This is a genomic window from Caproicibacter fermentans (genome assembly GCF_014303955.1).
GTDB lineage: Bacteria > Bacillota > Clostridia > Oscillospirales > Acutalibacteraceae > Caproicibacter > Caproicibacter fermentans.
The window spans coordinates 2042051-2060977 of record NZ_CP060286.1 but is presented as its reverse complement, the minus strand read 5'-3'; the positions used below and the strand labels follow the sequence as shown (position 1 = coordinate 2060977).

General features: G+C 53.9%; 14 protein-coding genes. 5 read left to right on the top strand and 9 right to left on the bottom strand.

All coding sequences use genetic code 11. From position 1 onward, the window contains the following. Window positions 1–8 precede the first annotated feature (8 nt). Window positions 9–335, bottom strand: a complete 327-nt coding sequence (locus tag HCR03_RS10090; protein WP_330601184.1) for a GNAT family N-acetyltransferase — start codon at window positions 333–335, stop codon at window positions 9–11. 272 nt (window positions 336–607) lie between these two features. Between HCR03_RS10090 and HCR03_RS10085 the strand changes: the two genes are divergently transcribed. After that, on the top strand, window positions 608–2605 hold the full coding sequence (locus HCR03_RS10085) for a thioredoxin domain-containing protein (protein ID WP_187034164.1): 1998 nt from the start codon (window positions 608–610) through the stop codon (window positions 2603–2605). Window positions 2606–2701: 96 nt separating this feature from the next. Next, a complete protein-coding gene (locus HCR03_RS10080; protein WP_066650353.1) occupies window positions 2702–3871 on the top strand; it encodes an iron-containing alcohol dehydrogenase in 1170 nt (389 codons plus the stop codon). Between the two features lie 71 nt (window positions 3872–3942). Here the strand turns inward: HCR03_RS10080 and HCR03_RS10075 are convergent, their stop codons facing one another. From HCR03_RS10075 to HCR03_RS10065, 3 genes are all read right to left on the bottom strand, one after another. Further along, window positions 3943–4782, bottom strand: coding sequence for an FUSC family protein (locus HCR03_RS10075; RefSeq protein ID WP_066650358.1), 840 nt, complete (start codon window positions 4780–4782; stop codon window positions 3943–3945). A 3-nt stretch (window positions 4783–4785) separates the two neighbouring features. Next, complete coding sequence (locus HCR03_RS10070; RefSeq protein WP_156991245.1) at window positions 4786–5457, bottom strand: HAD family hydrolase; 672 nt, start codon at window positions 5455–5457, stop codon at window positions 4786–4788. 109 nt (window positions 5458–5566) lie between these two features. Then, window positions 5567–6550, bottom strand: coding sequence for a LysR family transcriptional regulator (locus HCR03_RS10065; protein WP_187034163.1), 984 nt, complete (start codon window positions 6548–6550; stop codon window positions 5567–5569). 201 nt (window positions 6551–6751) lie between these two features. Here HCR03_RS10065 and HCR03_RS10060 point away from each other — a divergent pair, with 201 nt between their 5' ends. Both HCR03_RS10060 and HCR03_RS10055 read left to right on the top strand, forming a co-directional pair. Then, window positions 6752–7729 (top strand): hydroxyacid dehydrogenase, encoded by a 978-nt coding sequence (locus HCR03_RS10060; RefSeq protein ID WP_228724938.1) that lies wholly within the window; start codon window positions 6752–6754, stop codon window positions 7727–7729. Window positions 7730–8280: 551 nt separating this feature from the next. After that, window positions 8281–9699, top strand: coding sequence for an MATE family efflux transporter (locus HCR03_RS10055; protein WP_156991242.1), 1419 nt, complete (start codon window positions 8281–8283; stop codon window positions 9697–9699). Window positions 9700–9760: 61 nt separating this feature from the next. Here HCR03_RS10055 and HCR03_RS10050 read toward each other — a convergent pair whose 3' ends face one another. The 5 genes from HCR03_RS10050 to HCR03_RS10030 all read right to left on the bottom strand — a co-directional run bounded on the left by HCR03_RS10050 (window position 9761) and on the right by HCR03_RS10030 (window position 15735). Then, window positions 9761–10600, bottom strand: a complete 840-nt coding sequence (locus HCR03_RS10050; protein WP_187034161.1) for a carbohydrate ABC transporter permease — start codon at window positions 10598–10600, stop codon at window positions 9761–9763. A 9-nt stretch (window positions 10601–10609) separates the two neighbouring features. After that, the gene (locus HCR03_RS10045) at window positions 10610–11518 is read right to left on the bottom strand and encodes a carbohydrate ABC transporter permease (RefSeq protein ID WP_066650369.1); all 909 of its coding nucleotides are present in this window, start codon (window positions 11516–11518) and stop codon (window positions 10610–10612) included. Window positions 11519–11579: 61 nt separating this feature from the next. After that, window positions 11580–12902 carry an extracellular solute-binding protein gene (locus HCR03_RS10040; RefSeq protein ID WP_228724937.1) on the bottom strand — a complete coding sequence of 441 codons (1323 nt, stop codon included), beginning with the start codon at window positions 12900–12902 and terminating at the stop codon, window positions 11580–11582. A 3-nt stretch (window positions 12903–12905) separates the two neighbouring features. Next, window positions 12906–14702: a glycoside hydrolase family 13 protein gene (locus tag HCR03_RS10035; protein ID WP_187034160.1), complete on the bottom strand. Its 1797-nt coding sequence runs from the start codon at window positions 14700–14702 to the stop codon at window positions 12906–12908. Further along, window positions 14695–15735, bottom strand: coding sequence for a LacI family DNA-binding transcriptional regulator (locus HCR03_RS10030; RefSeq protein ID WP_187034159.1), 1041 nt, complete (start codon window positions 15733–15735; stop codon window positions 14695–14697). Before HCR03_RS10030 ends, HCR03_RS10035 begins: the two co-directional genes overlap by 8 nt. 535 nt (window positions 15736–16270) lie before the next feature. On the opposite strand from HCR03_RS10030, the gene HCR03_RS10025 reads away from it, so the two are divergent. Continuing rightward, window positions 16271–18730, top strand: coding sequence for a helix-turn-helix transcriptional regulator (locus HCR03_RS10025; RefSeq protein WP_187034158.1), 2460 nt, complete (start codon window positions 16271–16273; stop codon window positions 18728–18730). The last annotated feature ends 197 nt before the right edge of the window (window positions 18731–18927 follow it).

The following is an 18927-nucleotide window of genomic DNA, read 5'->3' as shown; positions in this document are numbered from 1 at the left end:
ACAGTCCCTTATAAATTCATGGTGAATTTGAAATGCGACCGCCGCATGCCGCAGCTTTCATAAAACCGGTGGGCGCGTTCCCGCTTTCGGTTGCAGCAGACTTCCAGAAGAACGCAGCCGCGCCGCAGCGCTTCTTCTTTCAGCGCCGAGAAAAGAGCCGCCCCGATCCCGTTCCCCCGCAGGTCCGGCTGTACAATCAATTCCTGAATTTCCGCCGCCGCGCCGCAGTGATGCAGCAAAAACTGGATGTGCAGGCTTCCGAACGCGGCCGTCCGCCCCTGATGCTCGCACAGGAGGTACAGAATTCCCGGGCTTCCGAGGTTGTCGAGATAAATCTGCCGGAAGGCGCCGCGCGGCGGATAACTTTCTTCCAGCGAACAGATCAGTTCATAAACGGATTCAACATCCTCCGGCCCGGCTTTTCTGATCTTCGTACCGATTCCTCCCTTTTCTGGTTACGACCCGCATTCGAGAATTTTAACAATTATAATCCGATCCCCCGAAAAAGTAAACCGGCGGTCATGTCGATTCTGTGAAACCGGAACGGTTATAATTGCGTGAGCCGGAGGAACAATAGGATGCAAACAAACGAAAGAGGGCGGACAACATGCCGAACGCGGTGAGATCCAACAGCCTGATTCATGAAAAAAGTCCGTATCTGTTACAGCACGCCCAGAATCCGGTGAACTGGTATCCCTGGGGCGACGAGGCTTTTGAAAAAGCGAAGCGGGAAGACAAGCCCGTGTTTTTATCCATAGGATACTCAACCTGCCACTGGTGCCACGTCATGGCCGAGGAGTGCTTCGAGGATGAGGAGGTCGCGGGGGCGCTGAACCGGGATTTTATCAGCATCAAGGTGGACCGGGAGGAGCGCCCGGATGTGGACGGCTATTATATGGATGTCTGCCAGAGAATGACCGGCTCGGGCGGATGGCCGCTCAGCGTCTTTCTTGATTCGGAGGGCAAGGCGTTTTTTGCCGGGACGTATTTCCCAAAACACGACCGCCCCGGAATGTCCGGATTTCTCACGTTGCTCGGGCAGATTGCCATGCTCTGGAAAACCGACCGGAACCGGATCGCCGGCGCGGCGGAACGCATCGGGCGCGAAGCCGTGTCCCATGCGCAGAGCCCGGCCCCGGTGGATGAAAATATGCCGGAACGCGTGTTTTTGGAGCTTGAACGGCGGTTTGACGCTAAATACGGGGGTTTTTCCGGAGCGCCGAAGTTCCCCTCCCCGCAGAATCTGTTGTTTCTGCTGCGCTTTTATGCCGCCGCCGGAAAGGAAAAGGCTCTGAATATGTGCGAGAAAACGCTCGGCTGCATGCGCCGGGGCGGCATCTACGACCAGATCGGGTTCGGGTTCTGCCGGTATTCGACGGACAGCCGCTGGCTGGTTCCCCATTTTGAGAAAATGCTGTCGGACAACGCCCTACTCTGCATGGCGTATACCGAGTGCTGGCAGATTACGGGAAAAGAGGAATACCGTCGGACGGCGGAGGAAATCCTTTCGTACCTCACGGGTCGGATGCAGTCGGAAAACGGCGGATTTTACACGGCGGAGGACGCGGACTCCGAGGGTGTGGAGGGAAAGTACTATACCTTTACACCGGAGGAGCTCCGGCAGGCGCTCGGTCCGGACGAAAAGGAATTCAGCCGGTTGTTCGGAATTACGGAAGAAGGCAACTTTGAAGGGAAAAATATCCCGAATCTTTTGTCCGGCGGAATTCCGGAAAATCGGCGGGAGTTTGCCGAAGCCTGCCGACGAAAGGTGCTGGCCTGCCGTTCCGGGCGCGTTCCCCCGTTCCTGGATGACAAAATTCTTCCGTCCCGCACGGGGCTGGCCGTCGCGGCGCTTTCTTTGGCCGCCCGCGCGTTCGGAGAGGAAGCGTATCTGCGAAAGGCCCGCGGCGCTGCGGATTTTGTTCTGGAAAACATGACCGCGCGGGACGGTTCGCTGATTGCCGTTTACCGGGAGGGCCCGTCCCGGTCGCCCGGCTTTGCCGAGGATTACGCCTTTTTCCTCTGGGGGCTGCTGGAGCTGTACGAAGCGGGCCGGGAGCCTTGCCGGCTTGAAAGCGCCCTGCGTTTGGAGAAGGTGTTCGCAGAACGGTTTGAGGACCGGGAAAACGGAGGATTCTATTCCGCGGAGGCGGGAGCGGTTCGTTCCCCCGCGCGCGGCAAGGAAATCTGGGATTCCTCCATGCCGTCCGCCAACGCCGTCCACGCGTTCCAGCTGGTCCGTCTTGCCCGTCTGGCGGACAGGCCGGAACTGGAAAAGCGCGCGGCCAGAATTCTGGAAGCGTTTCCGCTGGAATTATCCCGGGCGCCCGCGGCGTGTCCCACCGCGGCCGGCGCGGTTTTGTATCTGCGCGGCGGAGGAACGGATGTCACGCTGACCGCAAGGGACGAAACGGAGCTTGCACCATTTTACGGCGCGATTCACAGCGGTTACTTCCCGTTTCTGACCGCGCGGACAAACCCCGCAAACTTCGGCGCGGGGCGGGAAAATAACGGGCCGCGCGCTTATGTGTGCGCGGGCCGTCGCTGCTACTCTCCGATTGACGACGCGGATCAGCTTCTGCGCCTGATACATGGAAAAAAATAAATATTTGCCAATGCTTGAAACAGATAAATCGGTATGGTAAGATAGAAACGAAAAAAATCGTTTAATAATTAACAAACGAAAAGGGAGGATTTTTTTATGGCGAGATTCACATTGCCGCGCGACATTTATTTCGGAGCGGGCGCAATCGGCGAACTGAAAAATCTGAAGGGTTATAAAAAAGCCTTTATTGTTACCGGCGGACATTCCATGAGAAAAACCGGGTTTTTGCAGAAGCTGGAGGACGTTCTGAAGGAAGCGGGACTGGAAACCAGAATCTATGAGGGCGTGGAGCCGGACCCATCCATTGAGCGCGTTTTTGACGGCGCGAAGGCCATGCGCGAATTCGGACCCGATGTCATCGTCGCGATCGGCGGCGGCTCCCCGATGGACGCCGCGAAAGCCATGTGGGTATTCTATGAATACCCGGACAAGACGTTTGACGACATCAAGGACCCGTTCACCATGCCGAAGCTGAGAAAGAAAGCCATTTTCGTGGGGATTCCCTCCACCAGCGGCACCGCTTCCGAAGTCACGGCGTTTTCCGTTATTACGGATTACTCCACCAATATCAAATATCCTCTCGCGGACTTTGAGATCACGCCCGACATCGCGGTTCTGGATACCGATATTCCTCAGGCCATGCCGAAAACCCTGACCGCCCACACGGGAATGGACGCGCTGACCCACGCGATCGAAGCCTACGTCGCCACGGCCCGTTCCGATTTTTCGGACGCCCTCGCGCTTAAGGCGATTTCCGATATTTTCGACAGCCTGCTCGATTCCTACAACGGCGATAAAGAAGCGCGCGGCAAGATGCACATTGCGCAGTGCCTGGCCGGCATGTCCTTCTCCAACGCGCTGCTCGGCATCGCGCACAGCATCGCGCATAAAACCGGCGCAATGTTCCACATTCCGCACGGCTGCTGCAACGCGATTCTTCTGCCGTTCGTCATAGAGTACAATTCCAGAGCGTGCATGGAGCGCTATGCCCAGATTGCGAAGATGCTCGGCCTGCCGGGTTCGACGGACAAACAGCTTACGGATTCTCTGGTCGAGGCTGTGCGCGCGTTAAATAAGAAGCTCGGCATTCAGCCCACTTATCGTGAAAACGGCGTGAGCGAAGAGGATTTCAAGGCCCATGCGCAGACCATTGCGGAAAACGCGGTCAAGGATCCCTGCACCTCCTCCAACCCGAGAACGACAAACGCGGAGGATATGCTCAAAGTCCTTTCCTGCGCTTATTACGGCGAGGACGTCGCGTTTTAAAAATCCGGACATTATAAAAGCAGCCTGAAAGCGTTTCCGCTTTCAGGCTGCTTTTTTTGGAGCCGCGGCGGCTACCCCTGCTCCGATTCCTGCGCGCGCTGAAAAAGCTCGCGCATTCGCTTCATATGATACTGGTAAACCGTGCGCGTCTCCTCGTCCGATTCGCCGTTTTCCGTCAGGCGAATGGCCTCAACCGCTTTCAGTTCGTCCAGAATCAGCCGGTAAACCGCTATGCTGGAGGAGATGCGAAAAACCTCTTCGTCATTCCAGCGCAGAATTTTTGCTTCGGAGATATAAAGCTCTACCGACCGCGAGATCCGGTCAATTTCTTCGGTTACGGTTTTGGTGCCGGCCGTCTGCTTTTGCGCGGCGTTGCCGATCGCTTCCGCGGTTTTCTTCTTTAATTCCGAATATGTTTTTTTAATTTCCAGCGCATGATTGGGCGGCATCACGACCAGATTGATCAGGACCGCCACGGCGATTCCGAGCAGCGCGGCGCCCGTGCAGGACAGCGCATACTGCCAGGGCGCGTTCCGAGCCGCGCCGAACATGACCGCGGCGAAGGAAAAGCTGGACAGAACCCCGGCGCTCTGCAGATGAAAGAAATGGCACAGGTACAGCGACAGAATCACTCCGATGCCGCACAGGCCCGCGTTGCCCGGCAGGACGGCGGCAAACGCGGCCCCCACGGCGGAGCCGATCACAACCCCGATCATTTTGTTTTTACCGGCCTTGACGGAAAGATCAATGGATTTTCCCATGGAAATCACTGTGGCGATCACGGCGATGAAGGGTTGATTAAGATGTAAAATATTGGAAACCGCGATGCAGAATGTCACGGCGATCCCCGTTTTGATGATTCGAAGGCCAAGCCGCAAATTCGTCCGGAAAAAACGGAAAAACCGTTCCATAATTCACCCCTTGCCGCTAAAAATGAGCGGAAGAATTTCATCCGGTGTCTCAAGCAGATAGGACGCGCCGTTTTCTTCGAGTTCACGGCGGTCGCGAAACCCCCAGAGAACTCCGGCCGTGTCCATACCGGCGCCTGTGCCTGTTTTCATATCGGTGTTGGTGTCGCCAAGATAAAGGATTTCCCGCGGGTCCGCCCGGAACTTTTTCGCAATCATCAGGGCTCCCTGCGGGGACGGTTTGCGCGGAAGGCCGGGCTGCTGGCCGAAGCAAAATTCAAAGCTATCCGGCGGGAACAGCGAGGCGATGATCGCCTTGGCCCAGGCGTCGGGTTTGTTGGTGAGCACCGCGGCCGGGACGCCCGCCCTTTTCAGCCCCGCCAGCGTTTCCCGCATCCCGGGATATTCCCGCACAAGATGCACCGGGTCGCTTTCGTAAAGGGCGCTGTAAACCCTTTTCAGCTCCGCCGCCTCCCGCTCGGTAAAAGGTTCTTTACAAACGGCGGCAAGCATCCGCCGAATCTGCATATCGGCGCCGTCGCCGACGATTTTCCTGTAATCCTCGTCCGGAATTTCGGGGTATCCGCACTGTTTCAGCGCCGTGTTCGAAAAGTTGGCGATGGAGTAGAGCGTGTTTGCCAAAGTTCCGTCCAAATCAAAGATACATGCACGATACAAAGAATCACCTGTTCGTTTTTACTATTCCGACGTATGTATTTTACAATATTCAGACGTTTTACACAAGTAAAATTATAAAGCGGACTTCCGCCGGGAGAACCGGGGCGTCTCACGCGGGCCGCCGGGCGCCGCTCCCGACGGAGGGACGGAACAAATCCGACGCAACCGAAAGAAAGCTTTTCATTGCCCTTGTCAAATGGCAGTTTTTCTTATAGGCGATAAACACTTCCCTTTTTAACAGATTTTCCTCTTTTGTGTCGATCTTGAAAAAAGCAAGGTTGACGGCGGAATGAGAGTGTTTGATCAGCGAATCGGAGATAAATACGCAGCCCAGCCCCTGAGAGGCGATGTTGACGGCGGTCAGCATCTGATTCAGACGGATGGAGGATTTCGGAGAAAAATTCCTTTCGCTGCACAGGGCTTTCGCTTTCCGGTAAATATCGTGGTCCTTTTTCAAAAGGATAATCGGCAGATCGCGGACCAGGGTAAGGTCAATGCCCTTTGTCTGCGGTAAAAGGTGTTTGTTTTCACAGATATCCTCGTTGCTCAGCGCATAGTCCCGCAGCCGGTTCACAATCGGATAGTTCAGCGGGATGGCCAGCAGAATCTGCTCGGTAAACAGGTCGGCGGATGTAAACAGCTTCGGGTCGCAGATGCCGGAATCGACGATCAGATCGATTTTATTGTCCATGGCTTTTTCATACAGCTCCACGGAATCCGCTTCCATAAACTCAAGCGTAACGCCGGGGTGCAGCGCGGCAAACCGGTTGACAATGGAGGGAATGATGAACGACGAGAAGAACGCGGGCCCTGCGACGACAATCTTCCCGGCATTCAGGTTGGAAATGTCGTTTACATAGGAGGATAAGTTTTCCTCGATCTTCAGGATTTTTTCCGCCGCATCCACATAGGCTTTTCCCTCCTCCGTCAGCTCAAGAGTGGAGGTGCTGCGGTCAAAGATCTGAAACCCCAGCCGGGTTTCTATTTTTTTAACCGTCGCGCTCAGAGCGGGCTGAGAAACATACAGATTCTTGGCGGCGCGGGAAAAACTGCGTTCCCGGTAAACTTCGTAAACGTACTTGTAATCCATCATGACCCGTGATTCCCTCGATATAAACAAAATAATATAGTCCGTATACAACTATATATATTTGATTATATAATACATCGCGCATATAATCAATGATGCGGAAAAGATTTACCACGAACAGGAAACGTATCCACTGAAAAAGATACATTTGGATCAGGGAAAACGTCGCGGAAAATGATTTATCTAAGGAGCGAGCTTGGGAAAATGAAAGTACTGTTTTTAAGAGAAATGGATCAGTCCGGGCGGGACATCCTGCGAAAAAACGGAATTGAGGTCCTGGTGAGCCATGGAAAAAGCGAAGCGGACTTTATCCGGGATCTTCGCGAGACTCAGGTGGAGGGGATTCTGTGCCGCACCGGAAAGGTGACGCCGGCCATGATCGACGCTTCCGAAAACCTGAGGGTCATTGCAAAGCACGGGGTGGGTCTGGACAATATTGATCTGGATTACGCCACAAAACGGGGAATCCAGGTGGTTTACGCCCCGACGGGAAACTCCAATTCCGTCGCGGAGCATGCCTTGTTTTTAATGCTTGCCTGCGCGCGGCGATTTCGTTATGTGGACGAAATCTTCCGCGGGGGCGACTTCAATGTGCGGTATACGCTTCATAATACCTTTGAGTTGCAGGGAATGACGCTTGGACTGCTCGGGTGCGGCCGAATCGGACAGCTGCTCGCAAAAAAAGCGGCCTATGGTCTCGGAATGAAAGTCATCGGGTACGATCCCTTCCTCAGTCAGGAAAAGCTGAAAGCTCCGATCCAACTGAAAACAAAGGCGGAGGTTCTCAGGGAAGCGGACTTTGTCAGCCTGCACATGCCGTCGACCCCGCAGACGCGCGGCAGTATTGCCGCCGGGGACTTCCGGCTGATGAAGCCGACAGCGTCGTTTATCAATGTGGCGCGCGGCGATGTGGTTGTGGAAAACGATTTGATTGCGGCGCTGCAGGGCGGCGAGATTCTTGGGGCGGGACTGGACGTTTACGACGGGGAGCCGATCGGCCCGGAGCATCCGCTGCTGAACCTGCCGCAGGTGGTGGCTACGCCTCACACCGCGGCGACTACGGAGCAAGCGGTAAAGCGCTGCTGCATGACGGCAGCGCAGGGGATTGTGGAGGTCCTGACCGGCGAAGAGATTTCTTTCCCGGCCAATCATCTGAAAGTGCCGCTTCGCGTGGCGCTTTAAGGATCGCGGGCCCTGGCGGGGAAAACGGATGAGACAATATGCCGGCGCCCGTTTAAACCCCGGAGGGTGAAAGAGAGAGCCGGCGGCGGAGGATGCGCCTTGTTTCGGCTGAAAGGGCCGGCATGGGCGCATTTTTCTGCGTTCAGCTGCGCTTGTGCTATGCTTTGGCAGCGACAGGCGGCCCCGTGGATAGAAAAGAAATGGTATGGAATTTATGAAGATACAGATAAAACTGTGCGGTTCTGTTGGATTTCACGGCTTGTCGAAAACCGTACGGGATTTTTTAACCGAAATTTGAACAGCGAGGAATAAAAATCTGCTTTTCTGCGATTTTTTTCAAGCTGATGGAGGCCGCTGATTCATTTTGGAAGAGGGCCAATAAAAATTTGGGATGTTTTTTAATGTATCTTATCTATTGCATTTCTAAGATTCTTTTTATATAATGAAAGCATCTACAAAAAGGGAACAGCATCTGCCGCCGCTGGTTTTTCGGGCGGCAAGAATATGAGGCCGGCCCCAGGGGGCGGCCTCAACCAGGGGGACGGGATTCCATGCGCTTTTTAGGCGCGGGCGGACAGAACGGGCGGCTGATGGTTTCTTCAATTTGGACGCTGGCTTGGCCGACCGTTCTGGAGCAGGCGCTGCAGACGGCCGAAACCTATGTGGACACGGCGATGGTGGGGCGTCTCGGTGCCGGAGCGTCTGCGGCGGTGGGCCTTACAACGACCAGCACGTGGCTGATCAACAGCCCGATGTTCGCGCTTTCCATCGGCGTGCTTTCCTGCATCGCGAAGGCGGACGGGGCTGGCAACCCGAAAAAAGTGCGAACCGCGGCGGCGCAGTCGGTGTGGCTGACGCTGCTATCGGGCGCAGTGCTCGGCGTTGCGGGCATGGCCCTGAGCCCTGTTCTGCCGATTTGGCTCGGCGTGCAGCCTGAAATTTACAGGGACGCTTATCTTTATTTTTTCATCACCAGTATGCCCATGCTGATGCGGGCCGCGATGATTTTGTTCGGAGGGGTTTTGCGCGCGGTGGGGAACACTCGGTCTCCGCTCATTGTGAATGTAATCGCCAATCTCATCAATATCGTGCTGAACGCGCTTTTGATCTACCACCCGACAAAACTGGCAGGCGGACTCGTGTTTCCCGGTCTGGGCCTTGGGGTAGCGGGTTCCGCGGCGGCGACCGCGATTGCCCAGGCGTGCGGGGGAATCCTGATGTTTGCCGCTTTTTGCCGGGACGAACGGCTCACCCCGCGCGGCTTCGGCCTGCGAATCAACCGCGGTGTGATGAAGGAGTGCGTCCGCGTGGCCTTGCCCATCGCGGGAGGACGGGTCTCCGCGTGTTTTGGTCAGGTTCTGTTCACGGGACTGGTATCCCGGCTCGGCACGCTGGCGCTTGCCACCCACACCATCGCGCTCGCCGCCGAGGAGGCGTTCTATGTGCCGGGCTACGGAATGCAGACTGCGGCCTCCACGCTGGCGGGCAACGCGGCGGGGGAGGGCAGCAAAAGGGCCCTGCGCCGTTCCTCCCTGACCATCACGGCGCTCGCCGTGGGCATGATGGGCGGCATGAGCCTGTTCCTTTTTCTGTTTCCGTCCCACGTGATGCGCATTTTTACCCGAAATGCCGACGTGGTGAACCAGGGCGCCGTACTTCTGCGCATGATCGCGCTTTCAGAGCCGATGTTCGCGGTGGCGATTATTATGGAGGGCGTGTTTAACGGTCTGGGAGACACCCGCGCGCCGCTGTTTTTTTCCATCTTCTGCATGTGGGGCGTAAGGATCGGGGGGACGGTCTTTTGCGTCAGGCTGCTCGGCCTCGGGCTGGTGGCCGTCTGGGGCTGCATGATCGGTGACAACGTCACCCGCTGCGTCCTGCTTTCCGTCCGATTCGCGCGCGGTTCCTGGGAAAAATGCTTCAATCGGCCCTGCAACGCTCCGGACGAATCCGGGCTTGATGCCGCCTGAAATGAAACTTTCCAGTACGCAATTCAGGACGAATTGAAACTCCACGCAGGGACGGCGGGACTTAGCCCTTGATCCCGCCGGTCTGCAATCCTTTCACAAAATATCTTTGAAAACAGATAAAGATGATCAGTACCGGAATTAAGCTTGCAACGGACATGGCGAAAACATAGCCCCACTGCGTGAACTGATGCTCGCCAAAAAAACCTGCAATAGCAATCGGAAGAGTTCGTTTCGCGTTGTCGTTTATGACCGTCAATGCCCAGGGATACTCTTCCCAGGCGGTGAGAAAATTGAAAATGCTTACGGACGCGATCGCCGGACCTGAAAGCGGTACGGCGATCACCCTGAAAACGGTAAATACGCTCCCGCCGTCCATATAGACGGCTTCGTCGAAGTCGCGCGGAATCCCCTCGATGAATCCCTTGATCATAAAGGTGGAAAACGGAATGACCCACGCGACATAGAAGGGGATCAGTCCCCATAATTTGTTTGTAATATGGAGAAAAGTCGCTAGCTCAAACTGCGGGACAATCAGCGCCGTACCGGGAATAATCATGGTTGCGATCACCAGGCCGAACAGCATTTTTCTCCCCGGAAACCGAAAACGGGCAATGCAGAAAGCAAGGGACGTCGATATGGCGGCGGCCAGCGCGACTGTCAGAACCGAAACGAGCAAGCTGTTTATAAAATTGATATAAAATTTTTGCTGCTGGAAAATATAAATATAATTTTCGACAGTGATATTGCTTTTACTGGGAAAGAAATGAGGCGGATATTCATAAAGCGCCCCATTGGGCTTAAGGGACGTACTGAGCATATAGATCATCGGCAGCACGGAGACAAGCCCGCCCAAAGATAAAGCAAAGTACATCAATAATTCGGAGTATCTGATTCTTTTCATAGGCACGCGTCAATCTCCTTCGTCCCTGTTTTTCATTGTCCTGAACTGCAGCACCGCGAGGAAGACAAGCACAACTGCGACAATAAAGGAAAGAGCGGCGGCATAGCTGAACTGTCCCTCGTTAAAAGCCTTGTAATACATCCATGTTAAAACGGTTTCCGTTTGGTGCATCGGCTTGCCGTCCGTAATCATTTTAATGGACGTGAAGACGTTGAATCCGCCTATGGTCAGCATCACCAGCGCGAACAGGGTCGTACTTTTGATGCTTGGGAGCGTAATGTAGAAAAATTTATGCACGGCGCCGCAGCCGTCAATCGACGCGGACTCGTAAAGGGCTTTCGGCACGTTTTGCAGAGCCGCCAGGAAAACAACCATATTCCACCCCACGCCCTTCCAAATTCCAAGAAGCATGGCGACGGTAAGCCCGCCCCAGCGGCTGTCCAGCCAGGCGATGTTTCCTTCTGTCGCGCGGATCACTTGCGACAGAAAGTAATTCAACATCCCTTCCGTGTTGAAAATGTATTTAAACACAAGGGATACGATTACCCACGAAGTGATAACCGGAAGATAATAAATTACCCGAAAGCCAACCTGAAAGCGGGGAAGTCCGTTGATCAGGACGGCCGCCAGAAGGCCCGTCGCCATTTGAGCCGGTACCGTAACCAAGGTGTATAGTAATGTGTTTTCAAAGGAAACCCAGAATGTCCGGTCTGATAAGACCATTTTATAGCTCTGAAAACCGACAAAGGCATCTGCCGGAGAGGAGCCGTAGCCGCTTTGGAAAAAGCTCATGAAAAGCAGTTTCCCGATCGGATAAATGGTAAACACCGCGAACATGAAAATTCCGGGCAGTAAAAGCAAAAAGATCTGCAGCCTGTTTTTCAGCGATTTTGCCTCCATGACGCCATCCTTTCCCATCACAACTCTCCAGATAGCAATTTCAGCCGACTGTTGACGAAACTGCCGTTGTTGGTTTATACTATTTTAGGAATTCATCAACTTGAGGCGCAAGCGAGTCAAGTGTTTTTTGCGCATCCGCTCCATCCTTTACAATGGCGGTGACGGCGGTTGTCAGCTGATTGTCGATTTCAGTCCACTTTGCCACCGGGGGACGCGCTTTGGCGCTTTGAATCGCATCCAGGAACGGCGCGAAGGACGCTTCTTTGACCGTAGCGCTTTCCAGCGCCGCTTTGTTGACGGGAATCAGCCCGCATTTTGCCATTTCCTCCTGAGCGAACTCACCGGTCATGAATTTCATAAATTTCCATGCGCCCTCCTTGTTCGCCGAAGAAAACATGCCGATATCCTCGCCGCCCAGAACGGAATGGGACCCTCCCTCTCCGGCGGGTACGTCCGCCGTCCCATAAGAGAACGCGGGATACGCCCCTTTTAGTTCGGAAATTTTCCATGGCCCTTCCAGAAGCATGGCATAACGGCCTGTTCCAAAACCGTCGGTCATGGGGATATCTCCGCTGTTGAAGCCGGTCAGCGCTTTGTTTTTATATAGATCGGCAAGCATCCGGACTGCTTTTACTGTTTTCGACCCGTTTAAATACCCCGAGGCTTTTGTATAGTCGCTGTTTGTAATTTCGCCGCCCATGCTCCAGATATAAGGAAGTACATTCCAGCCTGCCAGCGCGGGTTCCGTGCATCCCCATACCTGCTGGCCGCCGCTGTTTTTGCCCGAGAGTTTTTTGGCCGCCGCGGCGAAGTCCTCCATCGTTTTCGGGACGGGTACGCCCGCTTCTTTCAACGCGTTTTTGTTGTAGAACAAGATCTTTGTGTTGGTATTGAGCGCCAGCGCGTAGTAATTTCCGCCGATTTTTGCCGTGCTCATGGCGTTTTCCAAAAGGCTGCCGGAATACTGAGAATAATCGCTCATTTCCTGATCAACGGGGACAAGAATATTGAGCTTTTGGAATTCAGGAACCCAGGCGATATCCAGCCGCGCGACGTCAGGCAAGGTGTGGGCGTTGGCGCTGACCAGTATTTTGTCATGAAGCTTTGCCCATTCATAGGATGTCGCGTTGATCTTATAACCCGGATTCTCTTCTTCGAATTTGGGAATCAATACTTTCGTTAGAGTTTCGTTCTCCGGAGATTGTGCACTGTAATGATGCCAGAAGTTTAACGTAACGGTTTCTTTTGGCGCGTTGTTTTGGGAAGCCGCTTGACTTCCCTGCCGGTCTGTGGATGATGGACTATTTTCTGGCGTTTGCCCGGAACATGCAGTCAGTGCTGTCAACATTATGACTGATGAAAGGGTAAATGCCAGAATTTTTTTGCCCGCTTGCTTTTTCATGCTTCACACCACTTTCTGAATATAAATTTTTACGGAACAGGGCGCCATGGTTGTTTGAAGCCTGCTTTCGTACCGCACGATGTCGTCATTGTAATAGCTTTCTCCTTTCTGGGTTTTTTCGGAAGACACCGTCTCTTTGCTCAGCAGGTCGAACCATTCGCTTTCCGGTTCCAAAAGAGGGACAGCGGCGTTTTGTTTCCGGTTGGTCGGATTTATAACGATATAGAGGCTCTGCCCCCGATCGGACCGGATGAATCCGTAAAGTCCCGTTTCAGAGCTGCAAAGATTGGCGCAGTAATTTCCCCGGATCAGCGCGCCGTATTTTTTTCGGACCCGAATCAGCCTGCGGTACCAGGCGAACAGCGCATGGTTTTGCCGGGCGCCGTCCCAGTTCATGGCCCGCCGGCAGTCCGGGTCGTTTGCTCCCGTCAGGCCGATTTCATCCCCGTAAAAGACGGCCGGACAGCCCGGAAATGTCATCATGAGCGCGACCGCCAACTTCAGCTTTTGCAGATTTCCCCCGCAATCGTACAGAAAACGAGGCGTATCGTGACTATCCAGCAAATTATACATACATCGGCGGGTTTCTTCCGGATACAGGGACAGCATACGGTTGACGCGGTGATCAAATTCCGGAGCGTCGATTTTTCCTTTTGCCAGCCAATCGGTCACGGCGTTTTTGAAAAGATAGTTCATCGCTCCGTCCAGACGGTTGCCGAGCACCAGACGGCCTGCGTCGCCCCAGCTTTCCCCAATCAGCACGGCTTCCGGGAAATCCTTTTTCAGCGCTCCGGAAAAGCGTTCCCAAAACCGTCCCTCTATTTCGTCCGCTACGTCTAGCCTCCAACCGTCAATCCCGCATTTTCCGACCCAGTACTTACCGACATTTACGAAGTAATCGCAGGTCTCCGGGTTGGAAAGATTCAGCTTCGGCATCCATTTATAATATCCGACGCATTCATAATTCGGCGGGTCGGACTTTACAGGAAATTCAAGCGGGAAAAACCAGCTTTTATATTTTGACCGTTCTCCGTTTTTCACCAGGTCCTGGAAGGGCGGAAAATAATAACCGCAGTGATTGAACACTCCGTCCAGAACAATTCGAATCCCTTGTTTGTGGCACTGATCGGTAAGCGCTGTCAAATCTTCCTCCGTGCCGAATTGCGGATCTATTTTGTAATAATCAATCGTATCATATTTATGATTTGACGAGCCATGAAAGATTGGAGTCAGATAGAGGCATGTAATTCCAAGCTTTGAAAGATAATCGATACTGTCGATAATACCCTTCAGGTCGCCGCCCATGGTGTTGCCTCGGCTTGGGGATGACCCCCACGGCACGGTATCCGGGGGATCGTTGCTTCTGTCTCCGTTTTGAAAGCGTTCCGGGAAAATCTGGTAATAAATCTGTCGTTCGCACCACTCGGGCGGGTGAGGTCCATCGCCCGCATTGGGGTAAAGATATTCGAAATAATTTTCATCCGGTTTGGTCGGCTGTGCTCCCTGCGCCCCGTACCATACGGTCTGGCTGCCGTCGCTCAGTTCAAAATAGTACCTTATGTAGCAAGCTGTTTTCTGAAAAACGGCTTTGCCGGAAAAATAATCGTGCTCCCGGTCGCGCAGGGTGCATCGCATTGGAATTCGTCGGATTTTTTTGGGGGCTTCATCCCTTCGCCAGAAGACCAAAAAACAGGATTTCAAATCTTTTCTTGCGGCCTGAAAGCGAAAGACCAGTTTCTTTGAATGAACCGGATAAACGAAGCTTTCCACAGGCCGATGTGCCAGAGCCGCTTTATTCACCGTCTTGCCTCCTTCGATTCCTTTTTGTGGATTCCCGTTCAATAATTTTTGTGGAAATCAAAATCTGCCTGCTGCTCATATCTTTGTCTTTGATCTTCCGTATTAATATGGAAGCCGCCTGTTCGCCCAGCCCGAAAGTATCGATATCCACCGTCGTGATGGAGGGCTCCGAAAGCTCGGTCACCGGCGTATTGTCAAAGCTGATAATGCCGAACGCTTCGGGGACCGGAATCCCGTTTTGCCGCGCCGCGCGGAGTGCGCCCACCGCCAGGTAATAGTCGCTGCAGATCGCCGCGTCCGGGGGATGCTCGGCTTGAAACATCCGCGACATGACGTCCAAGCCGCTACCCACGTCGGAATTGCAATGGCGGATCCGCTCTTTCAGGACGGGAAGCCCCAGCTCGTTCAGCGCGCGGCTATAGCCGGTAATGCGGTCCTGATTAAAAATTTCTTTACTGCCGCTTGACAAAAACGCAATGTTTTTGTAACCGTTTTCCACTAAGTGATGAACCGCAAGAGTTCCGCCCTGAACGTTATTGATATCCACCCAGCTGTTATCGGCGTCGAGCATCCTTGGGTCGCCTAAAACGACATATGGAAATCGGATTTTATTCAATTTCCCGATGAAGGTGTGGCTAATTAAGGAATTCGGCAAAATGATGCCGTCAACTTTTTTCCCGAATACCAATTTGTCGGCTGAGGTCGTATTCCCCTTTTGCATGTGACCGTTGGTTATAATCAGGTTAAAATTATTTTCATGCGCGATTGTTTCAATGCCGAACACGCTGTTGTTAAAAAAGTTATTGGAAAAAGAACGGGCTTCTATCACGTCAATGACCAAAGCGATCGCGGACGTGCTGCCGTTTGCAAAGCTTCGCGCCGTATCGTTTGGGACATAATCCAGCTTTTTCATGACTTTTAAAACCCGATCCCGTGTTTCCTCTGAAATGACTCCCTTATTGTTGATAATGCGTGAGACGGTGGACGAAGAAACCCCCGCGGCTTTCGCCACATCGCGAATTGTAGCTGACATATTTCCTCCTGTGCAACCGGTGTACTAAAATAGCACCGATGTTTTTTTAAAATTCCTGTAATAATCAAAGATAATCAATATAACTTTGCGGTTGTGCATTAATATTGTTATTTAATTTATTATTAATTAATGCAACCGGTTGCATTAATTAGATTATAACATTCGCGAGACATTTGTCAATATATTTTTTCCGGATCGTGAATTTTTTATGTTGATTGTCACGAATATCAGACTGCGGAAAAAAGTTAACTTACCGGGCCGGATGCCGCCGGGTTTGAAGCGGGGCTCCGTTTGTCCCGACCGGGCCGGATCGCGCTGGTCTGTTCCGCCGCCGCAAGAACGGGCAGGAAAGAGATAGAGGTAATTTGCTCAAAAGAGAGCCGGGGGGGAGGAACATGAAGGGGCAAGCGCGCAAGACGAACGCACGGCGGCGGCGCGGCCTTGGAAGAACCCGAGCGTCCGCTCTTGCAAAACAGCCATACTGATGCTACCATATTTACAGAAAAAGCAAAATGTTGGAAGAAGGCTTGGTAGCTTGGACAGGCCAAAGCATTTAATAAGGAAACGGCTGAACAGCCTGCTGTTCTCGATTGATACATACCCTCTCACCATTGTGGAAGCGCCCGCCGGATACGGGAAGACGACCGCCGTGAAAGACTATCTCTCGGGCCGGCGGGACGACGTGGTGTGGCTTTCTTTCCAGAGAATGCACGGCTTGTCGGAAATTTGGTCGCGCTTTGCCGAGGAAATGGGGAAACGCGACCCTTCGATTGGGGCAAAGCTGGCGGAACTGGGTCCCCCGGCGGATACTCCCCGACGGGAAAAAGCGTTCTCCATTCTGAACGAACTGGAACTGAAGCGGTCTGTGGTCGTGGTGCTTGACAATTACGAGCTGGCGGTGGGAACCGGACTGACGGAGCTTCTTCTGCGGCTGGGGGAAGAGGACATCGAAAATCTGCACCTGGCGGTGCTGACCCGCGATACATCGGACTTTGACCTTGCTCTCTCACTTGCACGGGAACGGTGCTGTGTGATCTCGCGGGCGCAGCTGAAATTCACGGCGGACGAGGTGCGCGGCTACTGCATGCTGACCCAATTCCGGATTACCGACGACGCGGTCAATAAACTGATTGTCTATGCGGACGGCTGGATCAGCCTGCTTTACGTTATGCTGGCCGGCATGGAAAAGGGAATCCCGATCGGGATGACCCCCACGCTGGATGAATTGATCGACCAGACGCTTTTCCAGGTACACAATGAAAATATCCGCCATTATTTGCTCCAGCTTTCCGTGATGGACAGCTTCACGGCGCGGCAGGCGGATTCTGTGACGGGCCGCCAGGATTCCTACGAGTTGTTGCGGATATTGCGAAAAAAGAACGCGTTTATTCAGTATGACGGGCAGGAGCGGCTTTACCGCATCCATCCCGTTCTGCTGGATTTTCTTCGCGCGCGGCAGAATTTTTCATCGGAAGAGGAACGTGCCCTTTACGCGCGCCTGGGAGAATGGCTCCTGCAGGAAAACGATCTGCGGCCGGCCTATTCCTGCCTTGCCAGGGCGGGAAAAACCGAGCGGATTCTTTCCCATATGAACCGCACGTTACCCATCCGCAACCTTTACACGGATTTTGACGGAGCAGACGAGGTGTTCGAGTCCGGCTCGCAGGAACTGCTGACCGAGTATCCGGTTGCCTATCTGCGGTATCTGTTCTTTTCCATGGTGTCCGGCAAAAAATCGGTCGTTGCGGACCTGCCAAGGCGGCTGGACAGGCTGGAAGCCGTTTTCCGGAGGAAAAAAGGAATCGGCGGAGTTGAACGGGACCGCATCCTCGCTGAAATTCTTTGTGTGCGCAAATTCACCGCGTTCAATCGTTTAAAGGCGATGCATGCCTACAATGATGAGATTCTGCGCCTTTTAAACGGACGTCAGTCATCCATCATGCTTCAGGTTAATGAGTTCACCTTCGGTTTGCCGCACTATCTCTACCTTTATTTCCGCGACGCGGGTTCGCTCAAAAGCCTTGCCGAACTGAGCCAATACAATTTCCATCCCGCCTTTTCCGACGGGTGCGGCATCGGAAGCGACTCGCTTGCGCTGGCGGAGCTTGCCTGCGAGACCGGCGATTTCCGGACGGCGGTCTCTGAGAGCCGAAAAGCGGTCTATAAGGCGGAAACCAAGGCGCAGATCAGTATTATGATCTGCGCGCGCTTCTGCGGGGCGCGGGCAAATTTCGCCTTGGGACAATTACAAACGGCAAGGGAACTGCTGCGGGCCCTGCGCGAGGACGCCGAGAAGCAAAGCAATCCCATTTATCTGTCGATGGCGCGGCTGTGCGAGGGGTATTTCTGCGTTCCGCTGGAAATGCCGATTCCGCAATGGCTGAAGGACGGTCGACTTTCCTCGCTGAGCCTGTATTTCGGCGGCATGGGGTTCGACAGGCTGGTCTACGGAAAGGCATTGCTGGCGCAAGGCGAATACCTGAAGCTGGAGGCGCTCTCGGACAGCTTCGACGCGTCGTTCTCCGTCTTTCAGAATCGATTGGGTTTCCTGCACGGCGCAATCCTGAGAGCGGCGGCAAAAGCTCATCTCTCCAACGCGGAGGCCGCCGTGCCGGAGCTTATCCGAGCGTTGGACATGGCGAAGCCGGACGGCATTGTCCTGCCGTTTGCGGAGTGCGCAAGGCATCTCCTGCCGGTTTTCCGGGCCCTGCCGAAGAATGCGCACGAGGATACGTTTGCACGCCGGGCTCAGGAAATCTGCGCCTCCTATCTGGAAGCCGTTCGCCCGCTGCTCTCAGAGGACCGGTCCCTGACCGCGCGGGAAATTGAGGTCTTACGATGCCTGGACCGCGGACTGACGCGAAACGAGATCGCGGACCGGCTTTTTATCTCTCCCGGCACGGTTAAAACGCATCTGCGCGCGATCTATCAAAAGCTTGACGCCGACGGGAAAGTCTCCGCTCTCCGGGCCGCCCGGCAAAACGGTTTGCTCTGACGCTCCGGCATGGCCCGCCCCGGAAACAAAAAATACCCCAAATGGGGGATATGAAACGCCCGCTTTCTATTGTACATTAAATGGGAAGCGGGTGTTTTTGCCGCTGATCCTCCCGAGGGGAGATTTTACCCGGACAAACCGGATTTCATGAATGGAATTCATGGTGCCCTGTCTGCGGACACTTGAAAGGATTGATT